This window comes from Singulisphaera photorubra (assembly GCF_045290345.1).
Lineage (GTDB): Bacteria > Planctomycetota > Planctomycetia > Isosphaerales > Isosphaeraceae > Singulisphaera.
This window is the reverse complement of record NZ_CP155447.1, coordinates 1,523,080-1,549,570: the sequence shown is the minus strand read 5'-3', so window position 1 is coordinate 1,549,570 and position 26,491 is coordinate 1,523,080. Positions and strand designations below refer to the sequence as shown.

Sequence of the window (26,491 nt, the reverse complement as noted above, 5' to 3'; positions counted from 1 at the left end):
GTGTTCGGGCCAGGCTCGACACGGGTTCGAGCGCGCGTCGCGTCTGTTGACGCCGGATCATGACACCGCGCAGGGTTTCGACCGACGGTCACCAAAGTGGCCGAGGCCCCTCGGCCAGTTGCGAAGGGGGACGTGGTCCGCCGGACGCACACGAATTTGAACGGCGAGTCCTCCGTTTTGAGCAAGCCTGGCAACAGAACGGGCCATGCGAGATCAACGATTTTTTGAATGAGCCGTTCGCAAATCATGATTCCGAGCGCCAGCGCCTACTCGTCGAACTGATCTGTATCGACCTCGAATACCGCTGCCAGGACCGGAGGGCCACATCGCCCATCTTCATATCGCATTATCTCGATACATTCCCAGAATTAGTCTCGCTCGAATGCCTGCCGATCGAGCTCATTGCCGAAGAGTACCGAGTCCGATGGCGATGGGGGGATCGCCCTTCACATGAAGAGTTCCTCGCCCGATTCCAGGGACGGCGGGATCAGATTCGGGCGGAGTTGCTCCAGATCGATCAGGAGCTCGAAGCGGAGGGCAATCCAGCCTCGCGACCTACCCTGAGAAGCACGTCCTTGTCCGAACCGGAACCTGCGGATCTCCCTCGCGATGCTCCGCTACTTTCTCACAGCGAATTCCTCCTGCGTCGCCTCGTCGGCGCGGGGAGAATGGGAAAGGTGTACGAGGCCCAGCCATCCAACAACACCCACGGTGCGATTGCCGTGAAATTCCTGCGGAAAGGCTACCTACGTCATCCGCAAGTCGTCCGACGTTTCATCGGCGAGGCGATGACGATTGGCAAGTTGCGCCATCCGAACATCGTCGGAACCCAGGGTCTTGGCCGCACGCCAGGCGGGTCCTACTTCATCGTCATGGATTTCGTGGCCGGTCCCAACCTCGCCCAGCTCGGCGTTCAGAAAGAGATCAGCGCACACGAGGCTGTACGTTGGGTGAGGGAGACCTGTGCCGCCGTCGAACACGCCCACGCGAATGGGATCGTCCACTGCGACCTCAAGCCCGCCAATCTCCTCCTCGACGCATCCGGTAAGATCAAGGTGACGGACTTCGGCCTCGCCCGTTCGCTGACCGTGGACACGCCGTGGGCCGCCGAAGTCGAGGGGACCGCTCCCTTCATGGCTCCCGAGCAGGCGTCCCGAAGCTGGGGTCCGATCGATCCGCGTACGGACGTCTACGGCCTCGGCGCCGTACTCTTTGCGTTATTGACCGGTCGCCCGCCCATGATCGGGGGTCGCTTGCCTGATATCCTCGCTCAGGTTGTCTCGGGCACACCGGTGATCGCGGCCATCGACTTGCGTCCCGCTCTCCCGCGAGCGCTCAGCGATCTTTGTCAGACGTGCCTCTCCAAGCCGCCGGAGCAACGATATCAGACCGTGAAAGCCCTTGACTCGGCTCTGGCCAACCTCTGTTTCTGAGTCCCACCGAACCGGACGACCTGCCACGGTCTCCTTGTTCCGAGGAAGAGCGCCCCTGCCCCTGAGGAGTGAGACGTCGTGAGCACGCTGCAACGCCTGACCGACCGTGGCTTGGCCAAACCGCCCAGATGGCTGCCGGGGAACGTCCAGTACGAGACCATCATGGGCTCGATGGCCTACGGGGTCTCCTCGGACACAAGCGACGTGGATATTTACGGCTGGGCGATTCCGATGAAGGAGGACGTGTTTCCTCATTTGCGCGGGGAGATCCCCGGATTTGGTCGCGAACCGAAGCGGTTCGAAGTCTACCAGGAGCACCACATCCACGACCGGGACAGTCTCGGCGGACACGGGCGTACTTATGACCTGACGATCTTCGGTATCGTGAAGTTCTTCACCCTAGCGATGGAGAACAACCCAAACATCATCGACTCGCTGTTCACGCCCGCCAACTGCGTGGTCCACAGCACTCGCGTCGGTAACCTCGTGCGCGAGAACCGCCGCCTCTTCCTTCACAAGGGAGCCTGGCCCAAGTTCAAAGGATACGCTTACAGCCAGTTGCACAAGTTGGCGATCAAACAGCCGCAGGGCAAACGGGCCGAACTGGTCGCCAAGCACGGCTATGACACCAAGTTCGCCTACCATGTCGTCCGGTTGCTGGGCGAGGTCGAGCAAATCCTCATCGAAGGGGACATCGACCTTCAGCGCCACAACGAGCACCTGAAAGCGATCCGCCGGGGCGAATGGACCGAGGATCGACTCCGGCAGTGGGCCGCCGACAAGGAGGCCCACCTGGAGCGAGCCTACGCGGAAAGCACACTCCGGCCCACCCCTGACGAGGCTCAAATCAGAACGTTGTTGCTTCAATGCCTGGAGGAGCACTACGGCAGCCTGGCAGGTTGCATCGTCGATCCCGACCGAGCGGTCGTCGCTCTCCGGAACATCCAAGGCGAGCTCGACCGAGTCAGAGACCTACTCTCACCGGGAGGTGCCCCATGAACGCCCTGGTTCGCCCGCTCTCGGTACCTGACCGCTGGCTCCTCCGTTGAGGGGCCACGGAGGGCTCTCATTCCACGCGACAGATAAAGCAGATCATCACGAGCAGTTGCACAAGGATCGTCAAACCGGTCGCCCCGGGCTGGACGAAGTAGCTCCTGAAGCTCAAATACAGATACAGCAAAACAAGCATATAAAATATCGGCATCACGAACGGATCGAACGCCTTGCCCTTGCATCGCTTCCAGATCTCAGACAGCCAGCCGATGTAGTAGCCGGCCACCACGAAGATGAGCGTGAAGCCGTAGGCATCGGAGGCCTCCGCCTTCCCCGTAACTTCGTCGTCGGCGAACCGGAAGGTGACCAGCGTCAATACGGCGACAAGGACGATCGCCGCATGACGAATGAGCTTCCCTCGCCTCTTCCGAGGCGGGAATTCCATGAACTCCATGGCAATCCTCGGCAGGACTGAGTTCGAGTGTCCTCCAACCGGCCCACCAAGAAGATCAGCGTTATTTGCGTCGCCGTCGGCAAAGAATGCCTGGTTTGAGTGCTCTGGTCTGGGGAAAGGCTCGCGTCGCCAGGCACTTCAGTGGGGCCGACTGGGAGATGGGGTGAAACCCACGGTTGGGCCGCCAGCCATTTGAGTTGTCTGAATTCCCTGGTTCGCCTGCGACCGGTGCCTGGCCGCTGGCTCCTCACGTACGAAGCAAGGGACTTTGGCCAGGCATTCATCACGACATGACTATTCAAACGCGCCAGCAGCGACCAGCGAGGCAAAGTCAGCGAGGGTGCCCAGTCCGGAGGAGCGGAAGATCACCGACTGCCCATCCCGCTCGACCCGGCAATTTTCCAGCAGTCTTACGTACATTTGCACAACTTTTTCATGACTCTTATGGGGCGAGGCCTCGGCAGGGATAGGCTGGCTCGCGGAGCCACGGAGCGCCTTGAGAAATGTGGGAAGCGCGCGGGCGGTCGACTCGGTTGCACCGGGGTCACCGAGGGTCGCAACGCCGCCAAATACGATCGCATCACTATCATCGAGGCTGAATGTCAAAAGACCGCCGTCTTTGAACAGGTTCGGGGCATCGAGATTATCCGAAACGTCAGCGTCGAGGGCGGCCCGCCGCAATAGACCATCGCGGCTATCAATCGCGGCCACGAAAAGACCACGGAGGGAACGGTCCCAGCCACTCCCCTGTGCGAACACGAGCGGGACTGGCGTCGTGCGACGCAAGAGTGACAGCAATCGCTTCTCACTGGTAAACACAACCGTTCGGTCATCAGGGCAGTAAATGCAACCGTCCGGGCCCATGACGGGCGTCTTCACCCTGTAGTAGATACGGTTTCCTTCGTGAGCTTCAGTCAACTCGAGCCGGAATGCGCGGCAGAGGCCGACCCAATCTATCGGCTCAGTCGTCCGGGCCGAAATCCCTTCGCCCTCCCCGATCGAGATCCTCCAGTGCGGCTTCTCCTCCCTCGCCCGCGTGAGCCTGAGGACGCCCATCACCTGCTCGAACATCTCCACCCGGAGCGGACCCTGGCCGGGTTTGGTGGGGTCAAACCCAAACGCGTTCGCCGATTTCGACCATTGCTGAGCAATCAGCAAGTTCAACATTGTCCGATAAGTTCCCATGCCCGCTCGACGGAACGTGGCGGCCGGCCGGAACGCGAAGAAGCCCTGAGCATCTTCGGGAACGTACGATAGGTCGAAGGGTTCACCCTGAACTGCGTCCCCCGACCGCGACTCCCGCTTCACCGTCTTGACCTCATGATCCACCTTGTCGGTATCATCACCTCGGGCAGGCCCCTGGAGAGTCAGGACACCAGCGGTGACGGCCAGCAACAGCAACGCCGAAGCGCCCTGCCGCAGCGGGGACCAATGCCGATCCGTTGGCAAGCTTTCATCACGTAACATGGCGATCCTCCTGATCAAATTCCCCTTCACCGGCAGGAACGACCTCACCGGCCAGCACGGAATCCGTCCGTCTTGCCGCAGCGCCAGCCGCGACAGGGAAAGCAAGTAACGCGCCCTTCCGCCCGCGAACCGAGCCCCCAGGGCGTCGGCCGCCAGTTCCTGCTCAAGCTGGAGACGCGCGGCCAGCCAGTGGACCAACGGGTGATAGAAGTGCAAGACCAGGGCGAGCCGGGCCACGACTCCCATCGCATAATCATCCCGGCAAACGTGCGCAAGCTCGTGAGCAAGAACCGCACGACGCTCGGGCTCATCCCACGCTCGCCAGTCTTCAGGCAAGAGCACGACCACACGCCGCCAACCCGCGGTTGCCGGAGTTGTCAGCTCAGCGGCTTCGCGAAGCTCGACCCGCCGCCGGCACCCCAGCGAGCCTCGAAGCTCCTCGATCAACCCGTTCAGACCCGGGTCCTCCACCGGCCGCGACCGCCGTACACACCGATGAACAGCCCAGAGGCCGATCAGCAGTTGGACCAGCCCCACTCCCGTTCCCGTCAGCGCGACGGCCGCCAATGCGCTGCCCCAGGGCCGGCACCGCGCGGCGGGCTCGGCGGCCGTCGATTCGAACTGCTTCCACACACTCTGCCAAGCCGCAAACGACCAGCCGGATCTCACGCCCACGTCCATGCGAATCGCCCCCGTGGGGGTGTCTCCACGAACCGCGATCGCGACCGAATTCGACGGCGGAGTCTGGGGGATCGTGGGAGAGTTCGCCCCTCCTCGCGGAGCGAACGTCAGCACGCTGATGGCCACGACCAGGCCGAGACTCAGGGAAGCCACCCACGTGCCCGAAGCCGGGCTGCGCCGGGACGCTACCGCGTACAACGCGGCCGCCGGAATCAACAGCAAAGAGACCTGGACCGCACACCAGGCCAACGTCAGCCCCAGGTCATTCATCGGTCTTGCTCCTTCAAGATCCGTTCGAGCAAGCTCCGCTCCTCGGCTGTGAGCGTTCGTTGCTCGACGAGCTGCTTCAAGAGCTGCGCACGCGACCCTCGAAACACGCGTTGAAGCAGGTCTCCCAGGAGCCGTCCTGAGACGTCTTCATAAGAACGAGCCGCCTTGTAGCAAAACGGCCGCTCGTCATTGAGCTGGCGAAGAAACCCCTTGTCGGCCAGCCCCCGGATCAGGTTGGCGATCGTCGTATACGTCCGATCCAGCCCCGCGGCCGCGAGCCGGTCCCGCGTCTCCGCCGCCGTCCCCTCACCGTGTCGCCAGAAGACGTGCATGACTTCCAGCTCTCGCTCCGTCAGGTCCTTCGCAGGCGGGCGTCCCATCCCGGCACCTCCCCAAGTCAATTTGGTATTCCAAATTTGGTTTTCATAATCTAGCAGCGATCGTGGTTCTGTCAACGCGAGCTACCCAGCATTCTTCGCGGTCGCAATGCCCCGGAGCGATTCGGCGTTACCAGGGGTTCTTCGTCCGTCGGAAGACAGGGAGCTTACGCTCCCCGCTCGCCTTGGGAAGGCGAGCGAAGACCAACGCGATCGTGGTGCCCTTGGATTTCGCTCGCCTCTGAAAGGCGAGCGGGGAGCGTGAGCTCCCTGTCTTTGGACCTTCGCATGGGCTGGTTCTTTTGCCACTGTGGCAACGGCAACGGGCCGAGGGATCCAGGCGCAAGACAAATGCCAATGGCAAAATGTTAAATTCATGAACCCAGAAGATCAATCTGCCAATCGTGATCTTCTCGAAAGTCATCGAAGCAGTAGCGGCAAACCCACCTCTCTTGACACCCCGTGGATGAGACCCGCGACCTTACCGTGGTCACGAATCCGAACCGCTCGACGTCCGGGTGATCTAACTCCATAAACCGCTGTTGGCACATGACACAGTGGTCGTGATTCCATGCTTCGCTGGGAGCGAAGTACTCCTCCCAATAGAAAACGGCACCGGCGAGGAAGTCACGACCATAAGACTCCCGCCAGTCGAATTCCAACCCACATTCAAGACAAGTCGCCACGAATAAGGGCGTACGGATTTGGTCTTCACCGGGGATCTTCACGAACTCGTCGCAACTCGGACAGCGAACCCAACCGTCATTTCGCATCAAGGGAGCGTCAATCAAGGACGCTAGAGCGGTTTACGATCGCATTGCGCACGGTGGAGGAAAACGGGGACTGGCTCCCGGCCCGCTCCATGCTCGGCTTTTCCGGACGACCTGGCGGCCGGGTGCCTGTCCCCATTTTCCGGGCCGTCACGGGCGGCCTCGGCGGAAAGGGGGACAGGCACCTCCGCTGCGCTCCGGAGCCAGTCCCCGTTTCCGCACGTGCTCCTGAGTCTTGAGACCAACCACCGTGCGCAACGCATCCGCAAACCGCTCTAGATTTGTTGCGTAGCGGAAATCCAGATTTCTGGACCTTGGAACTTGCCCACATCTGGGCCAACCCGAAACTCGACTTCGTCATGGCACTGATGACGAATCTGGGAGGCCCGCGTGGCGAGGAAGTCCTCCGAGCCGCCGCGAAAGCAGCGATACGCCCAGTTCGGAGGCTCGAAGGCATGCGGCCGCTGACATCAGCATGAATTCACAACGACCCGATACCGGGCTAGAAAGCCTCTCGCTACTCGTTCCCACGGTCCCCCGTGGGAACGAGGGGGATTCCTCGCTCTATGACGGGTCGTTGTCTATTTATCCAGGCCCTTCCGCCTTATCGGGTAGGCTTCCGCCTCCCCGACAAGGGTTCGGGCCGACCTGATGTGCGTGCTCAGGCCAGGTGTCGATTGACCTCGGGCAGGAGCTTGGCGAAGTCGAGCTTACCGGGGCAGGCCGCGCGGGCGGCTTCGAGGTCGGCGCCTGCCCAGTCGCGAGCGGCGTCGGTCATGCTGGCGAACTGGCTACGGGCCTCGGCGCGATGGCCGTGGTGCTCGTGATAGGTCAGGAACCGCGTCAGGTTGCCGAGCTCGGCCTGAGTGCCGGCGGCGACCGAGCAACGGCCATCGCAGTCGGCGCAGAGGGTCTGGCCGGCGGCGAGAACGGCGTCGCGAAGTTGGAGGATGTCGGTCGTCTTGACCGGCTCGAACCGGCGGGCGGCGTCGACGTTCTCACGGATCTGGTCGGTGTTCTTCATCGAGACGCACGAGGCACTGATGCGTTCGTCGGTCCAGATCGCGTGCAGGAGCCCCTGGAATGGGGTCAGGTTCCGCTCGGCGAGCATCGGGACCTTCCGCGGAACTTCGTCAAGGATGTTCCCGTTGTACTTGTCGCCGAACTTCTTGCCGGCGATCTGCTTCATCGTGATCAGGCCGATCCCCTTCTTCCAGCAGGCGTCGAGCGCCTTGTTGAGGGCCGAGTCCTTGTCGAGCCAGGGGGTGTACTGGAGCATGATCGCGTCCACGAACCCGGCGTCGGCGGCCGCCTGGATGATCTGGGCGCGATCCTTGTGATGGGTCGAAAAACCAACGAACTTGGCCTTCCCCGACTTCCGGATCGCGTCGGCCTTCTCCTTGAACTCCTGGCTCTTCACGAAGTTCATCGCATCATCGAGGCTATGTTCATCCCCAAGACCATGAATAAAGAACAGGTCGATGTAGTCGGTCCCAAGGCTCGCCAGACGCTCGTCGACCATCCCCATCATGTCGTCTGGGCGCTTGGGCGAGTCTTTGGTGACCAGAAAGATCTGCTTGCGGATTTCGGGGGCCTGTTCGAACCACTTCTTGAAGGCGGGCTCGGTTCCATAGGCCTTGGCGGTGTCGAAGACGCGGATCCCGTTGGCGAAGGCTGTCCGGAAGAGGCGGTCGAGACTTTCGCTCCGCACAGCCCCTTGATCCAAGAGGGTGATATTGACCCCCGTCTTGCCGAGCGGGCGCGTGGGAATCGCCCCGGTCTTGGCGGCCGCGTCCTGGGCCGAGGCCCCGGGGGCCAGGCTCATGGCCGAGGCCGTGGCCAACGCCCCGGTCTGGAGGAACGTTCGCCGACTGGTGCTGTCCATCTCTTCGTGGGCCATTGGTTCTCAACTCCTCGTGGGTGGGTCGTTGAACGCAACGGCCCGTGATGACGGAAGGAATACGCCCGAACAGTTGAAATATAAGTATAAAGCTTAATACTGACGTCCACGAAGCGTTCCGATTTGATCGAAACGCCAAGGCTTGTGACATCGAGCCATCATCTTACCACAACGACTCTCCAAGCCGGCAACCCGATCATAGGGACAGTTGGATCTCGTTGAAGGCCTATTTTTGACTTATGGTTCCGTGAGGCAATCGATTCCGAAGACCGTTCGGAAGCGGGAATCGGCAATCCTTCCCCTTGTCCGCGATTCTCAACACCGGAGCCACCGATTCAGGTGCACCACTTGAAGTTCACTCCCGCTTGAACTACGATTGCTAACACCATTCATGCACGCTCGCACTCAGACTGTCCTCTCGAAATTCCGACATCGTGATGTTCCCTTGAGGAGTCAATGATGCTCGATTCCAGGCTCCCCTCCCGCCGTCGTCGCATGGTCTCGCGGCGGCACGTCGTACTGCCGATGGAGGCGCTTGAAGTTCGCGACCTGCTCGCGGTGGCGGTTGTCGCGGCTCCGATCGCGGCGTTTGGCGCATCGGCCTCATTTGCGGTCGTGAATGACTGGGGTCTGGGTTCACCGGCGACATTGCGGTCGCCAACACCGGCTCGAATGCCATCAACGGCTGGACGCTGGAGTTCGACTTCGCCGCGAATCTGACCCAAATCTGGAATGCGAAGATCGTCAGTCATGTCGGCAACCACTACGTGATCAAGGACGCCGGCTACAACGCAACGATTACATCCGGACAGACCACATCGTTTGGATTCAACGGAGCGCCCGGGCACGTCACCGCGCCACCGGCCAACTATCAGCTCAATGGCGTCCCCCTTGATGGGAGCGGCCCCTCGCCGGTTCAGTCGCCGCCCACGGTGGCCACGCCCGCTTCCGCCGCCTCGAGCTCAGTGACCGGAAAAACGGTGGCGCTGGCCGTCCTGGGTGCGGATGATGGTGGCGAATCGAACCTGACCTACCGGTGGACGACGGTCGGCACCTCCCCTGCCCCGGTCGCTTTCAGCACGAACGGCTCGAACGCGGCCAAGAACACGATCGCCACGTTTAGCAAAACTGGTGCATATACGTTTCAAGTGTCGATTGCCGACGCGGGGGGACGGAGCATCACCAGCAACGTCAACGTGACAGTCGCGCAAACATTGACCGCCGTAGTCGTCAGCCCAGCCACAGTGACGGTCGCCGCAAACGCCACGCAATCGTTTTCCGCCCAAGGGCTCGACCAGCTCGGCAGTCTCCTGGCAACCCAACCGCCGTTTTCCTGGTCCATCGCCAGCGGCGCGGGGACGATCAACGGGTCGGGCATGTACACCGCCCCGTCGTCGGCAGCCAGCGCCACGGTCCGTGCCGCCTCCGCCGGGATCAGCGGCACGTCAAGCGTCACGGTCAATCCCCCCGTGGTACCAGGCAACGCCACTGCCTCGGCCGTCTACAGCGTCGCGAGCGACTGGGGAAGTGGGTTTACCGGCAATATCGCGCTCACCAACACCGGCTCATCGCCGATCAACGGATGGACACTCGAGTTTGACTTCCCGGCCACGATCACGCAAATCTGGAACGCGAAGATCGTCAGCCACGTCGGCAACCATTACGTGATTCAAGACCTCGGCTACAACGCGAAGCTCGCCCCCGGTCAGTCGACGTCGTTCGGGTTCAACGGCCAGCCGGGCGGAAACGCGGGGACGCCCGCTCGGTACATTCTCAACGGCGTTTCCTTGGGCGGTGGAGCCTCGGTCCTCCCCGCGCTTTCGGTGGGTGACGTGACGGTGTCGGTCGGCAATACAGCCACCCAGGCGCTGTTCACGGTGACCCTCTCGCAACCGGCCACAGCGCCGATCTCGGTCGCTTATACCACGGTCGACGGGACCGCCAAGGCGGGAACCGACTACCACGCGGTCAGTGGCTTTCTCAACTTCAGCGCCGGCCAGACGACGCAGACGCTCGCCGTGCCCGTCTTCGCCATGACCGTGGCCAACAAGCCCGACCTCAAGTTCTCGCTGGTTCTGTCCAACCCCAACGGCGCCTCGCTTTCGCGTACGACCGCCATCGGCACGATTCATGATATCTATACATCGCCGGCCACTTCGCCGACGATCCGTATTAACAACGTCACGGTGACGGCGCCGAGCGGCCAGACTTCGTCCGGCTTCTTCCAGACGGCCGGCAATCAGATCGTCAATCGCGAGGGAACCGCCGTCAAGATCGCGGGGATCAACTGGTTCGGGTTCGAGACCGGGAACTACGTTCCACACGGCCTCTGGGCGCGAAACTATCAGGACATGATGAACCAGATGAAGCAGCTTGGCTTCAACACGATCCGGATGCCGTTCTCCAATGCGATCTTCAACCCGGCCAACGTCCCCAACAGCATCAACTTCGGCCTGAACTCCGACCTCCAAGGGCTCAGCAGCCTGCAAATCCTCGACAAGATCGTTTCCTACGCCGGGCAGATCGGCTTGCGGATCATTCTCGACCACCACAGCGCCTTGCCCGACAATCACGCCAACGAAACCCTCTGGTATGTCCCAGGCGACGCGAACAACTCGGAACAAGTCTGGATCAACAACTGGGTCGCTCTCGCCCAGCGCTACGCGGGGAACCCCACCGTGATCGGGGCCGACCTCAAGAATGAGCCACACGGGCAGGCAAGTTGGGGCGACGGCAACCTCGCGACCGACTGGCGGCTGGCCGCCCAACGTGCCGGCAACGCGGTCCTGGCGGCCAACCCGAACTGGCTGATCTTCGTCGAAGGGATCGAGACGTACAACGGTCAGAGCACCTGGTGGGGGGGCAACCTGATGGGCGCCCGGCAACATCCGGTGGTCCTGAACGTGGCGAACCGGGTGGTCTATTCGCCGCACGACTACCCGGCCTCGGTGTACAACCAGTCGTGGTTCAACGCAGCCAATTATCCCAATAATTTGACCTCTGTCTGGAACCAGTACTGGGGTTACTTGTATCAAGAGAACATTGCGCCGATCTGGCTGGGTGAGTTCGGCAGCAAGCTGCAAACGACCTCCGACCAGCAATGGTATCAGCAAATCACCAGCTATCTCGGCAATACGACGAGCAGTTCTTCCGTCCCTGGCCAGCAAGGGATGAGCTGGACCTGGTGGTCGTGGAACCCGAACTCCCGCGATACCGGCGGCATCCTCCAGGATGACTGGAAGACGGCCAGTTCGACCAAGGTCCAGGGCCTGGTCCCGATCCAGTTTGCCTTCCCGACGACGAGCGGACCGGGAACCGGAACCGCCACGGCGACGTTCGTCGTGACCCTCTCCGCGCCGAGCACGCAAACGGTGACCGTCGCCTACTCGACCGCCAACGGAACAGCCGCCTCGGGCACGAACTACGTGGCGACGAATGGCACGTTGACCTTTGCTCCAGGCCAGACGCAAGCCACCGTGAGTGTGACCGTCCTCTACGACCCCACGCTCACCCGCGACGCCACCTTCTCCATCCTGCTGGCGAATCCCACCAATTCCACCTTGGACGGAACCGGCCGAGGGACCGGCACCATCCGAGCCGGAACCTGACCCAGGCGCGGGCCGGGCGCAGACGCAGGCGTTCCCGACCCGTTTCCGGCCGTACGGCAACCTCAACGCGGTCCGACCTCATTGTCACTTCTTCCGTGAGGAACCAGTGAGGTCGGCACAGGCTTACTTACGTCCCTTGGAGGCCGGATGGGGGCGATTGCGATCGCCCAAATAATAGCCGATGGCGAGCGTGACCAGCGGCAGGATCGACTGGAGCATGAACTTGACCAGTTCCGAGCCCTTCTCGAACGTGGCGTCCGTCCGGTAGAAAAGGAAAAACATCGCGGTGAAGCTGAGCGCGTACACCCCCCCGAAGATCATCAGCACCCATTGCACAATGGAGAGCGACGCGATCTGCTCGGACCCGACGACCGGGTCCTCCTTCCACTCCGATTTGACGATCTCTTTTTTGAGGTCGATCCGCACCGGATTCGTATTCGGATTCGGGGGCGGGACATCCCTTGGCGTGATTCCATTCATCGGAGGCGGCTCACTCGATTCCCACGATCTCTTTGATCACCTTGTCACCCTTCACGACACCGAGTGAATGGCCATCCTTGCTTTCCCGGATCGCCACCTCCAGCAGCGCCAGGGCCGTCTTCAAAACCCCCGACTTGGTCGTCCCGAGCGCATCGGCCATATCCTCCAAGACCTTGGTCTGCCGATCGTTGAACTGAACACTCAGCTTGTTCGCCATGAATATCCTCAATAATCGCGGCGGCTGCCGACAATGCCGATCGCGAAGCTCAAGGTCCGCTTCCCGCCCTTTTAAGTGAGTCAGCCACCCGCCACGCCGCCCCCGTCCGTGTTGCGCCGCTCCTCATTCGCGGCTCTCGCCGAGGCAAACCGAACGCGTTCGCCATCAACGCGGGGCCGGTCACCTCGCCTTGATCGCAGAAAGGCTCGACAGTAGTCTCGAAAGGACCATATGTCGAGCCGCATTTTGTGGGCCAGCCCCGTCCACTTACCCAGGGCCAGCACGCATCACTGTGCAAATTGAGCAGTCTGGCGCAACGGGCCGTGTCTCAATTTCTTTGACTCGGTCGTTGTGATCAGCTTGCCGCACTCCTTTTGTGGGGTGGCCGACACGGGCCGATCCCAGGATGTGCCTCCCACGGCCAAGCTCGTCGATGTCGGCTCCATCGCCTCGGACTTCGAATCGCTCTCCGATCCCCGGCACACGCGGAACCGCAAGCACTTCATGGTGGACATCGCCGGCATCGCGTTCCGCTAGCATCAATCGACGCCGATATTATGGGAAGTCGCGGTCATTACAGTTCGCAAAGGATCGATTGGGAGGGGGGAACATGCCGGCCGTTCAGCGACCCCAAACGTGCTCAACGCGAACTGGCAGGCAGACTGGGGCAACCCATTCGTGAGGATCGAACCGAAACCGGGACGACGCCGTCGACTCACTGCGATGGTGGAACGACGGAAATCCAACCGTCCGATGATGGCGACGGGGACGGCGGCGATATACCATTCTCAACGGACGTGATCAGAAAGACCGTACAGGGCGAGGTCTATGCATATCCCTCTCATCCTCCTCAAGCACGTCGCCAAAGCTTGCCTCAACGTCTTCACGGGGGGGATCGCAGGCGAACTCGTCTTCGGTGTCGCCAACGACGTGATGAGGAACTGGGAGAAGGAGAGCGATGAACTGGCGCGGAGAGCCGAGTTAGCAGCCCTCGCCCAGGCAACAGCCGAGGAAGTCAACGAAGCAGTCGCCGAGGCCGTGAGAGTGGTCGCCGCCGATCGCTCCGAGCAAGAACGTCGTGACCTGTCCTCCTACCTGATGCAGGTCCCCGCTTCAATTCGCCGCACACTTCGACGTCCAACCGACCCCACGGGGCGCACGGTGCCACAGGCGCTCGCCATCAAGTCCGCACAGGACCTAGTTCTGCTCCTGCCTAGCCGCCTCCCCAGATTCAACCCGGGTGATTCTCCGCTGGTTGGGGTGGACCGAGAACTCGTTGAACTTCTTGGAATCGGTGGTTTCGGGGAGGTCTGGAAGGCGATCAATCCGAATCGTCCCAGCATGCCACCTGTGGCACTGAAGTTCTGCCTTGATCCTGCTGCCAAGGACCGGCTTCTTCGGCACGAAGCCAGGCTGCTCGATCGGATCATGCAGATCGGCGTCCACTCCGGCATCGTGGCACTTCGGGACACGTACCTCAAGGCAGACCCGCCGTGTCTGGAATACGAGTATGTCGGAGGTGGAGAACTGACCGGGGTGATCCGGGAAAATAAAACAAGGGGCGGGATCTCACCGCGAGAGGCGGCGAGGGCCATTGCTTGCCTGGCGAAGACGGTCGGCATTTTCCATCGGGTCATCCCGCCGATTGTCCACCGTGATTTGAAACCGGCGAACATCCTCTTGTCATCCGATGCCCCCGGAGAAATGGGGCTGAAGATCGCGGACTTTGGAATCGGTGGATTAGCAGTAGGCCAAGACCTCGAGCGGGCGCAGACTCATCTCCCGCGAGGCGAGTTACTTTGCTCTATTGCTCATGGCTCGTACACACCCTTCTATGCCTCGCCCGAGCAGATCCGGGAGCATCACCTGATCCCCGCGACGACGTCTACGCCCTGGGAGTAATCTGGTATCAACTACTGGCCAGCGACACTTCGCACGGGGCACCAACCGGGCTGGATTGGATCGACGACCTCATCGAGCGGGGCATGACCCGCGAACAGATCGAATTGCTCGCCTCCTGCTTCTCCTCACGACAGCGAATGCGTTCGCCAGACGCACAGGTCCTCGCCGAGAGAATCGAGGACGAATACCAATTGAATGCAAAAGGAGCGGAAGCCTCTCCATTCGCATCAAACTCTTCAACATCGAAGAGCGGAACCTCGGCTCAAAATGAACAAGCTATCACAAATCGCACCAGTCAAGATGATTCAAATGAGGCGATTCAAGCGTCTCTGAGGACGGAGTTATCAGGACTGGACGAACTACTGGCCTTTGACCCTTTCGGTGAGGACCCAAAGCGAGACGACAACACGAAGCCCAACGACGAGACAGAAGACGCTTTCCATGACAATCTAATATTACTTGATAATCTCGACTTGTTTCCTGACAGCATTTAAGCTTTTTTCAACGACCCGCCATAGAGCAAGGAATCCCCCCTCGTTCCCACGGTCCCCCGTGGGAATGCCGTCCCCGACGCTCCGCGTCGTCTGGCCCTCGAAAGCCGAGGACGCAGAGCGTCCCAGACTTCATCCCCACGGAGGACCGTGGGAACGAGTGGCGGGAGGCTTCCAAGCCCTGTATCGGGTCGTAGTTTTTTTACCCTTCGCACACTTATCCGGACGGGAAGTCCGACCAAGAGCATCGGTTGTACGAAAGCGGCAGGGGCGACGAATTTCCACCGAGGCTGAGGTGCGCCTCCTCCAACCAACCGCGCCGAGCAAATCGCACCAATGCGAAAATTTTCATGCCTTACAACATTAACATGCACGCTTTCCCAACCACGCACCACTAACGAACAACTAGTCGCCACTTATTGATCGCGGAAGGGCTCGACGGCCGTCTCAAAAGGACCACATGTCGAACCGCATTTTGTGGGGCCAGCCCCGCCCTCCTCCCCTGGCACGGCGGCCGGAGCGACCGCGGCCCCAGGAAAAGCGAGGCAAACCCAAATGGGGCGGTAGTTCCATCAAACGGGGGGACCGCCTTGACCACGGCTCGCGGCGCTCCCCCGGTGGATCAGGCCGGCTTGGCGGCGAGACGGGTGATACGGACGTGGCCGTCGTGGTGGGCCGAGGCAATTCGAAGACCGTCAGGATGAACGTCCATGTCCCGGAGGATGTTGGGTAGGCCGAAGCGATGGTACTCCTTGTCGGCGTCGGTCTTCCAGAAGAGCAGCAGACCGCCGTTGCTCCCGCCGCATGCCCCCAGAAGGCTGCCGTCGGCCAGAAAGTGCAAGCGCCAGATCCCGCCCCCGGTGATGCCGTCTGTCAGGAGGGTTCGCACGTTCTTACGGCTTTCGCCGTCGAACAGAATCGCGATCGGCTCGTGAACGGCTCCGAGAGGGTTGGTGGCTTTGTGAAGCCCTCCCGCGGCCACGAACTTGCCATCGGGCGTGATGGCCAGACCGCGAATCCCCCCGAAATCGACTTGCTGGCCCCCTTCGTACGTGTGCAAGGGCTTGGCGTCGAACGCGCCAGCAAGTTCGCCCGTGGCGAGATCCCACTGCCTGATCGCGCCCAAGAGGTCGCCACTCAGGAGGGTCTTTCCATTGGGGTGGAAACCGAGCGAGTAGACATGCCCCATGTGCCCCTTCAGCTCGCGGACCAGTTTACCCGTCGCCGTCTCCCAGAGTCTCACCATTCGATCGTTACCACCCGAGGCCAGCAGCGTGCCGTCGGGACTGACGCTCAACGCCCGGATCCAGCCCTGGTGCGCTTCGATCTTCCGGACCGGCTGAGGCGTGCTTGCCGCGGTCTCCCAGGCCGTGATCCGTCCGTCGCCACCGCCGCTGAAGGTTGTGGCTCCATCTGCGGAGAACGCAAACGAAAAGACCCACGAATCATGGCCGCCGGGAAAGAGAACCCGCTTGCCGTCGGCCAGGTCGAACCGTTGAACCGTGGAACTCTCGAGCCCACAGAACACGAATCGACCCTTGGGCTCGAAACGGCAACTCACCACCGGCCGCTCAGTCGGCCACTGGGCCGCCACATGAGCAAGCTTGGGGTCAAACCCGGCGGGAACGGCAACGGCGGGGGCGGGAGCATTCATGGCAGAACCTCTTCATCATTCAGGTAAACCCGGCACAGCCACCCAGCCAATAAGCGATCAAGCCAGAATCTGTTTGATCATCTTCGAGGCAGGGTCGGCCATCGGAACGTCGCGCCCTTCGATGTCGAACGAGTCGGTCGAGTCGACCCCCACGGCTTGCAGATAGGTGTGGAAGAGGTTGGCGTGATCGACCTGGCCATCCACGACTTCCGTCCCCTTGTCGTTGGTTTTGCCGTAGGCGACGCCGCGCTGAACTTTGCCGCCAGCCATCACGACCGACCAGGCACGTGACCAGTGGTCGCGGCCGTAGTAGAGGTTGATGTTCGGCGTCCGGCCAAACTCCGAGAGAACGACGATCAGGGTGCTCTCCAGCATGCCACGATCCGCGAGGTCGGCCACGAACGTCGCGAACGAGATGTCGAACTCACCGAGCTGTTCGATATGGAAATTGAAATTCTCGTTATGCGTGTCGTAGTTGGAGTGCGAGACTTGAACAAACGTCACGCCTTTTTCCAGGAGACGGCGGGCGAGCAGGCAGTGGCGGCCGAAGTCATGCTTGCCGTACCGGTCGTGATCCTTCGCCGGCTCCTTGGTGACGTCGAACGCCTCTCTCTGCTTCATGAGCTGGGCGGCTTGCTCATAGGAATAAACATAGGCCTCGGTCAAGGCGGTGCGGCGGCGGCTCAAGAAGCGGTCGTTGCCCCGTTTGCGAAAGTCGTTGCGGGCGGCGTCCATGGGCTCGGTGACCTGGCCGGGCCTGGTCGTGTTCTGAGGCGGGTTGCCGTTGCCCAGGGCGATGCTCGAATACATCGGGCCGAGGTAGGCGGAGTCGTTCCCACGCCCGCCGCCACCACCGGGCGTGATGATGATGTGGCCGGGCAAGGTGCTGTCTTGAGGGGTCATGGCCTTGGCGCAAACAGCGCCGAGGTTCGGGTAGTCGGTGGCGGGGGTCTGGCGACGGCCGGTGAGCATCATGTAGGCCCCCTTGCCGTGGTCATCCTCGCTCGTGTTCACCCCGCGGACCAGGCAAAGATGATGCATCTGCTTGGCGACGTTCGGCAAGAGCTCCGAGATCCGGACGCCAGGGACCGAGGTCTCGATCGCCCGGAACGGCCCGCCGGTATCCGTCCCCGGCTTGGGGTCCCAGCTCTCGAGTTGACTCAAACCGCCGTGCATGTTGAAGACGACCACTCGCTTCTGATCGCCCTTCAGTTGGGCGGCCGCGAGCGGGCTCGCGAAGACCCCCAGCCCCCCGACCACCGACCCGGCCGCCGTCGCCGCCAGGCCGGCCAGGAAACCGCGACGCGCCACCACGTGTTCGGACGAGTTGCAAGCGTATGCGCACTTCATAATTCACGTGCCTTTCCAGCAAGCGTTCGGCCAAAGCAAAAAGGCGTCAGTGGTTGAATCGAAACTCGGCCGACGTCAGCAGGCCCCAGACCAACTCCTGCACGGCGGCCGGTTTATTGGCGGCCTGCTCGGTCAGGACCCGGCCACGTCGGCCGATTCCTCAGGGCTCGGCAACCGCGTGAGGATCGTCACATAAAGATCTTCGGCCGCTTTCTCGGCGGCCTGCTCGGCGGCCATTCGTTCGGAGACGTTCCCGCCGGCGGGCGCCACCCAGCCGTTCACGAGGCCGCCGTTGGCCGCGAACAAGGCCTGGTCGGCCGTGGCGAAGAAGTCATTTTGCGGCTGACCGGCCCCTGCCCCGTAGACTGTCACGAAGGAAGCGACGTTCCCCTTCAGCTTGTCGAAGGTGCGTTGTTCCAGTTCGAGAGTCCGAGCCCGAACCTGGGCCGGGTCGTTCTTCGCCGCTTCGTCCAGCGGCTTCGTCTTATTCAGTTCCGCCTCCTCGGCCTGGCGGTAGCGGTCGTAGATCCCGGTGACCTTGAGAATGCTCCAGCACATCTGCTCGGGGGTGAGCGGCTTGAGTTGGGCCACGTCGAAGTCGTTCGATCGAAGCGTGGCCAGTTGCTCGGTCGCTCCTGCGATTTCCGATTCCAGGGCCTTGGACCGCGACTCTTCGTCGGCCAGCTTCTTCTGGGCGACCACCACGAGGTCGTCGCGGCGTGCCTTCTCGGCCTTCGACGCGTCGAGTCCTTGGTTGGCCAAGGCAAACGCATCGGCCCCCTTCTTGGCCTCTGCCGTGGCGGCATCGACCTGAGCGGTTCGCGCGGCGGCCACCGAGCGCAACTCCTCAGCCTTCGCTTTGAGCTTCTGGGCAGCCTCGACCAGGATCGGGTCGTCGGGCAGTTGCTGACGAGCGGCGTCGGTCGCAGTGAGCGCGGCGACAACGCTGTCGACGATTTTCTGCTGAGCGGCCTGAGCGGCCTGGGCCTCGGCCTTGTTTTTCTCCAGGCCGAGACGGACCTGATCGGCCGCCTTCACGACCGTTTGATGTCGCTCCAAATCCGGCTCGAAATCCTTGGCCATTTTCTGGGCCTGGGCGACGGCCTCTCGACTGACGACGAGCCCTTGGGCGACCGCCGCGGCCTGCCCTCGGAGCGTCTCGCGCTGGGCGAAGACTTGCAGCCGTTCCAGATGCCTCTTGTGCCGCTCCAGCGCGACCTTGCACTCGGCCGTCTTGCGACGGGCGGCGAGGACCACCTGCTCCTTCTGGCGCACCAGGTCGCGGAGCGGAAGGGCCTTGGCCCGCGCGGCTTCGACGGGCTTGACTGCCGCCGCGAGCTCTTCGCTGACTTTCGCGAGGGCGGCGGCCTTGTCAGGACTCGTCTTCTTCAAAGCAGCCACTTCAGCAATCAGGGCGTTGGAGCGGTCGACGAATTTCTGAGCGGCGGCGGCCAGGTCTTTCTCCGTCGGTAGCTTCTTGACGGCTTCCTGAGCTTTGGCGGCGGTCTCGGCGAGCGTCTTCCCCACATCCTCTCGCGTGTTGATCTGTGCGAGAAGATCATCGACGGCCTTCCGCGCATCGGCCTGCTTCTTGCCGACCGCGGCGTGCTTGACCAGGGCCTGGTCATGCTCGGCCGCAGCCGGAATCAGCGTGGTTTCGGCCGCGTACCAGTCCTTGATCGCCCCCGCGTACTCCTTTTGAGCCGCTTCCGACGCGGCCGTGAGCGAGTCAGTCCTCGTCTTGAGCTCCGAGACCGTCGACGCAACCTCTTCGGGGTTCGGCGCCTGATCCGCGGGCAAGTCGATGGCCCGCTGATAAGTCCTGGTCAGAGCCAACTCGCGGAGAAAGGCCTTCGTATCGTAGTTCCGAGCGACGATCTCATCGGCCAGGATCGCCATCAATTCGGGGTGGCTCGGCGGATTGTCCGGATGATGCAGGTCGAGGGGATGCACGAGCCCTCGCCCCATCAGCATGGCCCAGAGTCGGTTGGCGATATTTTCATTGAACGCGCGGTTGGTCCCGCCGGTCACATGCGAAGCGAGCTGAGCCCTTCGACTGAATTTGGGCACGGGGAGAATGTTGTCGGCGGGCTTCACCTGGTATTCCTCACCGGGCGGAAACACCGGCTCGACCAGTTCCGTCTCGCCGAGGATGCGAGGACCGGTCAGGTGCTTATCATTCTTCACAAAGACCGAGTCGAACGTGAGGTCGCCCCCCGCCTTCTCGGCGAAGACCGTCTGATCTTTGCCCCCCTCCTTGCGGACCAGGGCATAAGCGGGCGCGAAGAAGGCGACGAGGCCGTGATAATCCGACTGCTGATAGTCAGCAATCACCGGATGATTGTGACACTGGGCACATTGCATATCCCGCCCGAAGAAGATCCGCCCGACGTCTCGTGTGATCAGATTGGGCTCCGCTCCGCGATCCAGGTAAAACCGGGCCGCCGGCCTGAGCTTGGCGTCGGCACCATCAGCACTCAAAACCTCGCGGAGCACCTGGTTGAGCGGCCTGTTCTCACGTGCGGCCTGGAGCAGATAATTCTGCCATTCCTCGGCAGTGACATCCTTATTCACCCGACGCTCCATCAACATGATGTCGAGGTTCGTCGCCAGGTGGCGGGCGTAAAGCGGGCTCTCCAGGAGCCGGTCAACGGCCTTGGCCCGCTTGTCAACGGCCGGGTCCGCCAGGAAACTCTTCAATTCCTCGGCGGACGGGGGCATCCCCGTCAGGTCGAGCGAAACCCGCCGCAAAAACTCCGCGTCACCGGCCAGCGCAACCGGCGGACCGACGTGACTCGCGTCGATCACCCCGTCGATCCGCTCGTGCAACGGCAGGGCGGGAGCGTCCGCGGCGCGGGCCCTGGACGCCACCAAGCCCAGCACACAAAGCGTCAGGTACGCGCAATAACCAGGTCGTATGGGGAGGCGATTCATGGGTGAGAGCCTCGCGCGAAGCACAATAAAGGAGGGAGGGACTTCGACGATCGCCTGGCCGGGGGGGCACTCGCTAGGACTGCAATGATGAGTCTTCGATGCTCAGCGCACGTACGACGACAGGGGTTATCGTCGATATCACCGAAGACTCGGCGGGTTTTCTCTTACCAGTCGGCTCACCAGCCCTGTCTCCAAGGAGAACACGAGGTCTCCTCCTGGGTGCGAAACAGGGGCCTTGCGGTCCGACAGGCCTATCCAACACCGGTTTAACACAAAAACAGAGCGAGCGTAAACCCCTAAGATGTCATTCAATCCGGATTTCTTACCGAGGGTCTGGAAATCGGGCTGATCCTCTACAATCACTCCGGATCCTGATTTCCAGCGGTTTACCGTCGGATGGCGCACGGATCAAGGAGACCGAACCGCCAATTCCGAGCGTTCGAAGCCGCTGGGGTCTGTGCCCACCGGTCTGTTGGCCTTCGCCCCGGGGTCACAGACCCCAGCGACAAGGACGCGAGCGATCCAACGGAAAATCTCTTAATATTAACAATCATCAAAACACAAGCTATCAATACTTCCCTATTTTAATCGTGGGCGGTCGACGATTGCGTCGAATCTGCGATTGGCGAGAGCGGTCAACAGGAACGCGGCCGACGCGTGGCCAAGGAGGATGATTGTGCCGATCCCAATCGCAACCTGATCGATGACGAGGGGGCGAGTGGAAGAATTCGGGTCGGCGAAGAGGCGGCGGAGATCGTCTAACGAGACCAGGGCGAACGAGGCGAGATACGGGGTGCAGCCCAGGTTGAGATAGTCCTGATCAAATGCGTAGCCGAACATACTCATGCCTGAACTCAAAGCCGCTAATAGGGGGTATGCGATCACGTTGAATCCGCCGTGGATGATGACCAAACTCACGATGGTTACGGTCAAGGCTCGCGAGGTATTGCGAGCGGTCAGCGATGCATAGATCGCCAGCGCAGTGACTCCCCAGGTCAAGAGGGCGACCAGCACCAGGCCGAGCATCAAACCGATCGGATGCAGGGCTCCCGTCAGCAGGCCGGCGAGCCAAATGAGGCCGATCAACCCACCGAAACCACGTAAGCCCCAAACGGCCCCGATCATCTTGCCGCGGAGGATCTCCCAGGCTCGCAGTGGGGTCGAGGTCAGACTGATCCATGTATCTTCTTCACGCTCGACAGTCAGGCTTGAGGCCGAAGCGCCTGCCACGGCCAGAAGCCAGAGACCGATGTAGAGTGGTGAGATTTGGCGAATCCGCAGATTCAATTCACTTCTCGCCCCGAGATGGCCCCAGTAACCCTCGTGGTACAGTTCCTTGATCGCCCCCCAGATCGATTCGTCCACGCCACTACTCAGGAAAACACAGACCGTGAGCAAGATTGTTGCGGGGAGGACAACGAGCTTGGTAAAGACGTCGGTCCGCGTAAAGTGACACTCCTTCCAGAGCATGGCATCGTTTCCACACTCGGGCCGGCTCATCCATCGGGGTCGACGCACCTTGGGGCCGAACCAGCTCAATCGCCGCGATTCCGTCTCCTGCCGGCGGAACGCCGGCCGAAGCTGCTGCATGGCCAGCAGCAAGAACAAGGCCCCCAAGGCGGTTTGGAGACCGACCATCCAGAGGAAGGATTCCAGGAGCGCCGCGGTTCCTCCCCTGGGCATACGTGCCTGCATGAATCCCTGTTGAGTCAGCAGATAAACAGGACTCGTGGCCTGAAACCAGGCATTGATCGGACCGAACCAAGCGTAGAACCTGGGGTAAACGACCTTGCAAACAGCGTCAATGATTGCAGGGATGAAGAGCCAGAAGATCACGAGCAAATAGCTGATTAAGACTCCCTGCCGTACGCGTCGAGCCAGGGTCGAAACGAGTGTTGCCAGGGCCGCCGTGAAGAAAATAATCGAGAAGGTCCCCACATAGGCTGCCACGAGATATTCCCACGGAATCCCTCCCATGAGAGTCAACGAGCTCAGGACCGGCACGCCGAGCAGCACGAAAACCAGGACATGCAGCAGCCGCGCCAGCAGCTTATCGAACACGATCTCCCCGCTCGAGAGCCGGCTGGCCATCAAGTAGTGAATCGTTTTTCGCTGTTTCTCGTCGGCGATCACCCCTCCGAAGAGCGCGGGGACGAGGGCCAAGAGCATGACCAATTGCATCACGGCGAACGAGACGAACGTCTGGATCGCGAAGTTCGCCAGAATCGAGATCAAAGGCTGACGATAGTAACCTCGAACGTGCTGGAAACGATCGTACGACTGAATGGTCAGCATCAGGTTTTGGTAGCTAGTCCCCAGGAGCAGCAACAGGCCGAGCCCGTAGAGCGTCCGCATGACGTAGTAGCGCCGTCGCCTTGAAGTCCTCATCAACTCGGCACGGAAGACGGGGCCCATAATCATGGTAGAAGTCCGAAATCCACGGTGATGCAGGGGTGGCAGACAGGTCGAACCGTTTCAGGATAAACCGCGCCTCGTCCGCCGCCAACCACTTACATCGAAGGAATTCGGTGAAATGGCAACGGCCTGGTCTCTCGAGATCGCAGCCATGCTGGCCGCTCCGCCAGAGAACCCACGTCGGCAAAACGGATTCCAAAGAGATTGCGAATTCCAATGATTTGACTTGCGGCCAGAAGGCTCGCGAGTGATAAGAAAGGGTACCCCGTCGACCTCGCTCTTTGCGTAAGTGACGCCAACGGCCCCGATCTCTCGACGGCCGGCGGGATCCGGGCGCTCCTCTCGGCGGCCCCGGTGCCCTCTCCAGTTCAGTCGTCGGTTCCGTGCCGAGGACCACAGACCCTCGCGCCCGGCCCGATCCGTTGTCGCTCGTGATTATCCCGTAGCGTCCGACGAACCAGAGGAGTTCTTACCAAATGGCCGACATCATCACTGCCCTGTCCTCGCAAACCGGGATCGACGGCGAGATGGTCAAGAAAGGTCTCGGGGCCTTGCTGGCTTTCCTCCAGAAGAACCTCCCCCCCGACCTCTTCGGCAAGCTGCAATCCGCCCTCCCCGGCGCATCGGAGATGCTCTCGGCCCACCCGGCCGATGAAGGGGGAACAAGTTCCGGCCTCATGGGCATGGTCTCGGGCCTGGCCGGCAAGCTGTTCGGCGGGCACGTCGGGGACGGGGCCCACCTCCTGTCGGACCTCTCGCGTGTCGGCCTCAGCGCCGATCAGATCGAGAAGTTCCTTCCCCAGGCGTTCGAACAACTCAAGGCGTTCCTCCCCCCCGAACTTCTCGAAAAGGTCAAGGCCGTCCTCCCCACGCTCACAACGCCGGCCGGGGCCAGCGGCGGCTGATCCGAGACCCGACGGCCCGCGTGAGCAGCGGGTCGTTCAGGCGAAACAACCGGATAGGGTCCTCCCTTCCGAGCTAAGTCGAAGAGGAGGATCACTCCACGAATTGATGAATCTCGTTCCTTCCTCAAAATGAGGAGGCCTTTCCATCATGGAGCCTTTCCACGCGTCGTTGGCCGCTGAAGACGGCCAGGCCATCACCGAAGTCGACGGGACGATCGAGTCCCCTGAGGAAGCCGCCGGGGCGCGCTCCGGCCGGTTCGAGTTGCCAGACACCGAGTCGTTTATGCAGGGGGTGCTCGACGGAAAGACCTTCCGCCTTCAGGTCGAAGGCGGAGACCCGTTGCCGATCAAAGTCGAGTCGGTCTCCGTCGGTTCCCGGTCAGGGTTCTCGGAGGCTCAGTTCTCGACCCTCTGAGCAGGCGACCTCCGAGGGGCGGGTTCCGAGACTCCTCGAAATGGGCTCGGGGGTGAACCCGCCCTTCAGGGCGGCAATCGCGGCGCAATCAGCCTTGGCGTCAGCGTAGGTCCATTGATTCCCGCAGTGTGGGCACGGCCCACGCAAAGTTTCGCCGAACCCGTTGCTCCCGATGTCAACGCGATCGGCCATGGCCTCATCGTCGGCCTAATATTTCCCGTAGGGTGGGCACGGCCCACCATCTTAACCTCTGCCTTGGCAAGGAGATAAGAATGGTAAACCGTGCCCACCTTACGGGAGAAATCGGATTCTGGCCGCTGATCAAATGCAAATCATTGATCAATTCATAACGGGTTAGGCGAAGCTTTACGTGGGCTGTGTCAACCCCACGGAAGCAACTCAATCAGCAATACATCAGCACTTCACAATAATCTCGCCAAATCTTGGTCGAGAGGGTCAGAACGCTGGTCCGTTCGCACGCGTTCCGGAAGGGGCGGGGTGAAACCGAAAGTCGTCGAAGTTGATGTGCGCCCAGTCATTCGAGTCCGTATGGCGGTCGACCACCCGGAGATAGATCTCCTGGCCCAGGGCCAGCGCACACTAAAGTGTTGATCCGGCAAGAACTTGCAGAAGAAAGTCGTCACTCCAACCGCAACTGCGTCGTTTCATCACCAGACTGTCACGGCCCGGATGTTGCTTCAATAGCGACAGTGTCAGGCGATTGAGCCATGCGAAATTCTCGCGCAAGTGCTTCTCTCGGATTCGCGACTCGTCCTCGCGATAGGTTACATCGAGACTCCAATGACAGGCGTTTTCGATGCCCCAATGGCTCCGGACGGCGTGGGCGAATCGTTTCGCATCGACATTAAGACTGCTGATATAATAACGCACTTCGGACGTTTTTTTCCCGTTCCGGACACAATCAGAGACCACGACACCGATCGACTTCAGCCCCTTCCATGGCTTGAGCCCCGGCAAACTTTCTGGCACAGCCATCTGAATGTACGTACGCGTTTCGGCTCGCCCATGGGCCGTCTCGCTGGTCTGAAGCCGACTCGCTTTGACATCGGCGAAATCGTTCTCCCATTCTTTGTTGATCGCTCCCATAACAGCCTGGTGCAACGTCTCCTGGTTTCCTTTCAACGCCAGCACATAATCCGCCTCGCCCTCAACGATTTGCGAGGCGATCGCCTTTTGTGTCCCCATCGCGTCAATCGTGATGATCGCTCCCTTGATGTCCACAAGCCGCAGTAACTCGGGGATGGCCGTGATCTCGTTGGATTTCTCGGCGCAGGCCACTTGCCCTAACGACAGGCCAAATTCGCTGGCCCAAACGCTGACCGAATGGAGAGCCCCTAGACCGTTCTTGTGATCGTGACTTCGCCGCAACGTTTTTCCATCAATCGCCAGGATCGGTTGCTCGACGCCGGTCGCCGCAGTGGCCGCATCGCGCAAAGATTGGAGCCAGTTTGCGAAACAGGCTTGAAACGCGGCGGGCTTGAGGATCATCAGGACGCGACGAAAGACATCCTTTCGTGGGACACCACGGGGTAGGTCCAGGAGCTTCACGAGGAACTCCTCCTTCATGGCGGCCCACTTGGCGATCGCGGTCGGCCCGGCGGCACCAGCGAGGACCGCCATCAAGGCAATGACGAGCACACTACTCAGAGGATGCTGGCGGTTAATAGTGGAGCGAGGGTCCTCCAACTCGGCGAAATGCTGAATGATTTCGTCAATGTCGTTTTGCTTGATATTCGCCATGGTTGACCCAAGTG

19 protein-coding genes are annotated in these 26,491 nt (G+C 61.3%); 8 read left to right on the top strand and 11 right to left on the bottom strand.

What is annotated here, in order from left to right:
- Positions 1–224: 224 nt before the first annotated feature.
- On the top strand, positions 225–1,433 hold the full coding sequence (locus tag V5E97_RS05830; protein ID WP_406698351.1) for a serine/threonine-protein kinase: 1,209 nt from the start codon (positions 225–227) through the stop codon (positions 1,431–1,433).
- A gap of 78 nt (positions 1,434–1,511) precedes the next feature.
- Positions 1,512–2,432, top strand: a complete 921-nt coding sequence (locus tag V5E97_RS05825) for a nucleotidyltransferase domain-containing protein (RefSeq protein ID WP_406698350.1) — start codon at positions 1,512–1,514, stop codon at positions 2,430–2,432.
- Between the two features lie 67 nt (positions 2,433–2,499).
- Here V5E97_RS05825 and V5E97_RS05820 read toward each other — a convergent pair whose 3' ends face one another.
- The 4 genes from V5E97_RS05820 to V5E97_RS05805 all read right to left on the bottom strand — a co-directional run bounded on the left by V5E97_RS05820 (position 2,500) and on the right by V5E97_RS05805 (position 8,345).
- Positions 2,500–2,871 carry a hypothetical protein gene (locus V5E97_RS05820; protein ID WP_406698348.1) on the bottom strand — a complete coding sequence of 124 codons (372 nt, stop codon included), beginning with the start codon at positions 2,869–2,871 and terminating at the stop codon, positions 2,500–2,502.
- A gap of 303 nt (positions 2,872–3,174) precedes the next feature.
- On the bottom strand, positions 3,175–5,298 hold the full coding sequence (locus V5E97_RS05815) for a M56 family metallopeptidase (protein ID WP_406698347.1): 2,124 nt from the start codon (positions 5,296–5,298) through the stop codon (positions 3,175–3,177).
- The gene (locus tag V5E97_RS05810) at positions 5,295–5,678 is read right to left on the bottom strand and encodes a BlaI/MecI/CopY family transcriptional regulator (protein WP_406698346.1); all 384 of its coding nucleotides are present in this window, start codon (positions 5,676–5,678) and stop codon (positions 5,295–5,297) included. The genes V5E97_RS05815 and V5E97_RS05810 overlap by 4 nt, the downstream gene beginning before the upstream one ends.
- Before the next feature lie 1,428 nt (positions 5,679–7,106).
- Positions 7,107–8,345: an aldo/keto reductase gene (locus V5E97_RS05805; RefSeq protein WP_406698345.1), complete on the bottom strand. Its 1,239-nt coding sequence runs from the start codon at positions 8,343–8,345 to the stop codon at positions 7,107–7,109.
- A gap of 623 nt (positions 8,346–8,968) precedes the next feature.
- On the opposite strand from V5E97_RS05805, the gene V5E97_RS05800 reads away from it, so the two are divergent.
- On the top strand, positions 8,969–11,953 hold the full coding sequence (locus V5E97_RS05800; protein WP_406701134.1) for a cellulase family glycosylhydrolase: 2,985 nt from the start codon (positions 8,969–8,971) through the stop codon (positions 11,951–11,953).
- A gap of 123 nt (positions 11,954–12,076) precedes the next feature.
- Here the strand turns inward: V5E97_RS05800 and V5E97_RS05795 are convergent, their stop codons facing one another.
- Complete coding sequence (locus V5E97_RS05795) at positions 12,077–12,433, bottom strand: hypothetical protein (RefSeq protein ID WP_406698344.1); 357 nt, start codon at positions 12,431–12,433, stop codon at positions 12,077–12,079.
- A gap of 10 nt (positions 12,434–12,443) precedes the next feature.
- Positions 12,444–12,650: a hypothetical protein gene (locus tag V5E97_RS05790; RefSeq protein WP_406698343.1), complete on the bottom strand. Its 207-nt coding sequence runs from the start codon at positions 12,648–12,650 to the stop codon at positions 12,444–12,446.
- A 360-nt stretch (positions 12,651–13,010) separates the two neighbouring features.
- Here V5E97_RS05790 and V5E97_RS05785 point away from each other — a divergent pair, with 360 nt between their 5' ends.
- The 3 genes from V5E97_RS05785 (at position 13,011) to V5E97_RS05775 (ending at position 15,046) form a co-directional block, all read left to right on the top strand.
- Entirely contained in the window at positions 13,011–13,187 is a 177-nt protein-coding gene (locus V5E97_RS05785) for a hypothetical protein (protein WP_406698342.1), read from the top strand.
- Between the two features lie 291 nt (positions 13,188–13,478).
- Entirely contained in the window at positions 13,479–14,552 is a 1,074-nt protein-coding gene (locus tag V5E97_RS05780) for a protein kinase domain-containing protein (RefSeq protein WP_406698341.1), read from the top strand.
- 83 nt (positions 14,553–14,635) lie between these two features.
- Positions 14,636–15,046 carry a hypothetical protein gene (locus V5E97_RS05775; protein ID WP_406698340.1) on the top strand — a complete coding sequence of 137 codons (411 nt, stop codon included), beginning with the start codon at positions 14,636–14,638 and terminating at the stop codon, positions 15,044–15,046.
- 619 nt (positions 15,047–15,665) lie between these two features.
- Here V5E97_RS05775 and V5E97_RS05770 read toward each other — a convergent pair.
- The 4 genes from V5E97_RS05770 to V5E97_RS05755 all read right to left on the bottom strand — a co-directional run bounded on the left by V5E97_RS05770 (position 15,666) and on the right by V5E97_RS05755 (position 23,402).
- Positions 15,666–16,697: a WD40 repeat domain-containing protein gene (locus V5E97_RS05770; RefSeq protein ID WP_406698339.1), complete on the bottom strand. Its 1,032-nt coding sequence runs from the start codon at positions 16,695–16,697 to the stop codon at positions 15,666–15,668.
- 57 nt (positions 16,698–16,754) lie between these two features.
- Entirely contained in the window at positions 16,755–18,047 is a 1,293-nt protein-coding gene (locus V5E97_RS05765) for a DUF1501 domain-containing protein (protein ID WP_406698338.1), read from the bottom strand.
- Positions 18,048–18,179: 132 nt separating this feature from the next.
- Positions 18,180–20,981 (bottom strand): DUF1549 domain-containing protein, encoded by a 2,802-nt coding sequence (locus V5E97_RS05760; RefSeq protein WP_406698337.1) that lies wholly within the window; start codon positions 20,979–20,981, stop codon positions 18,180–18,182.
- A gap of 579 nt (positions 20,982–21,560) precedes the next feature.
- Positions 21,561–23,402: an ABC transporter permease subunit gene (locus V5E97_RS05755; protein WP_406698336.1), complete on the bottom strand. Its 1,842-nt coding sequence runs from the start codon at positions 23,400–23,402 to the stop codon at positions 21,561–21,563.
- Between the two features lie 470 nt (positions 23,403–23,872).
- Here V5E97_RS05755 and V5E97_RS05750 point away from each other — a divergent pair, with 470 nt between their 5' ends.
- Positions 23,873–24,301, top strand: coding sequence for a DUF2780 domain-containing protein (locus V5E97_RS05750; protein ID WP_406698335.1), 429 nt, complete (start codon positions 23,873–23,875; stop codon positions 24,299–24,301).
- Between the two features lie 148 nt (positions 24,302–24,449).
- Positions 24,450–24,716, top strand: coding sequence for a hypothetical protein (locus tag V5E97_RS05745; RefSeq protein WP_406698334.1), 267 nt, complete (start codon positions 24,450–24,452; stop codon positions 24,714–24,716).
- 600 nt (positions 24,717–25,316) lie between these two features.
- On the opposite strand, the gene V5E97_RS05740 is transcribed toward V5E97_RS05745, so the two are convergent.
- The gene (locus tag V5E97_RS05740; protein ID WP_406698333.1) at positions 25,317–26,477 is read right to left on the bottom strand and encodes an ISAs1 family transposase; all 1,161 of its coding nucleotides are present in this window, start codon (positions 26,475–26,477) and stop codon (positions 25,317–25,319) included.
- Positions 26,478–26,491 lie beyond the last annotated feature (14 nt).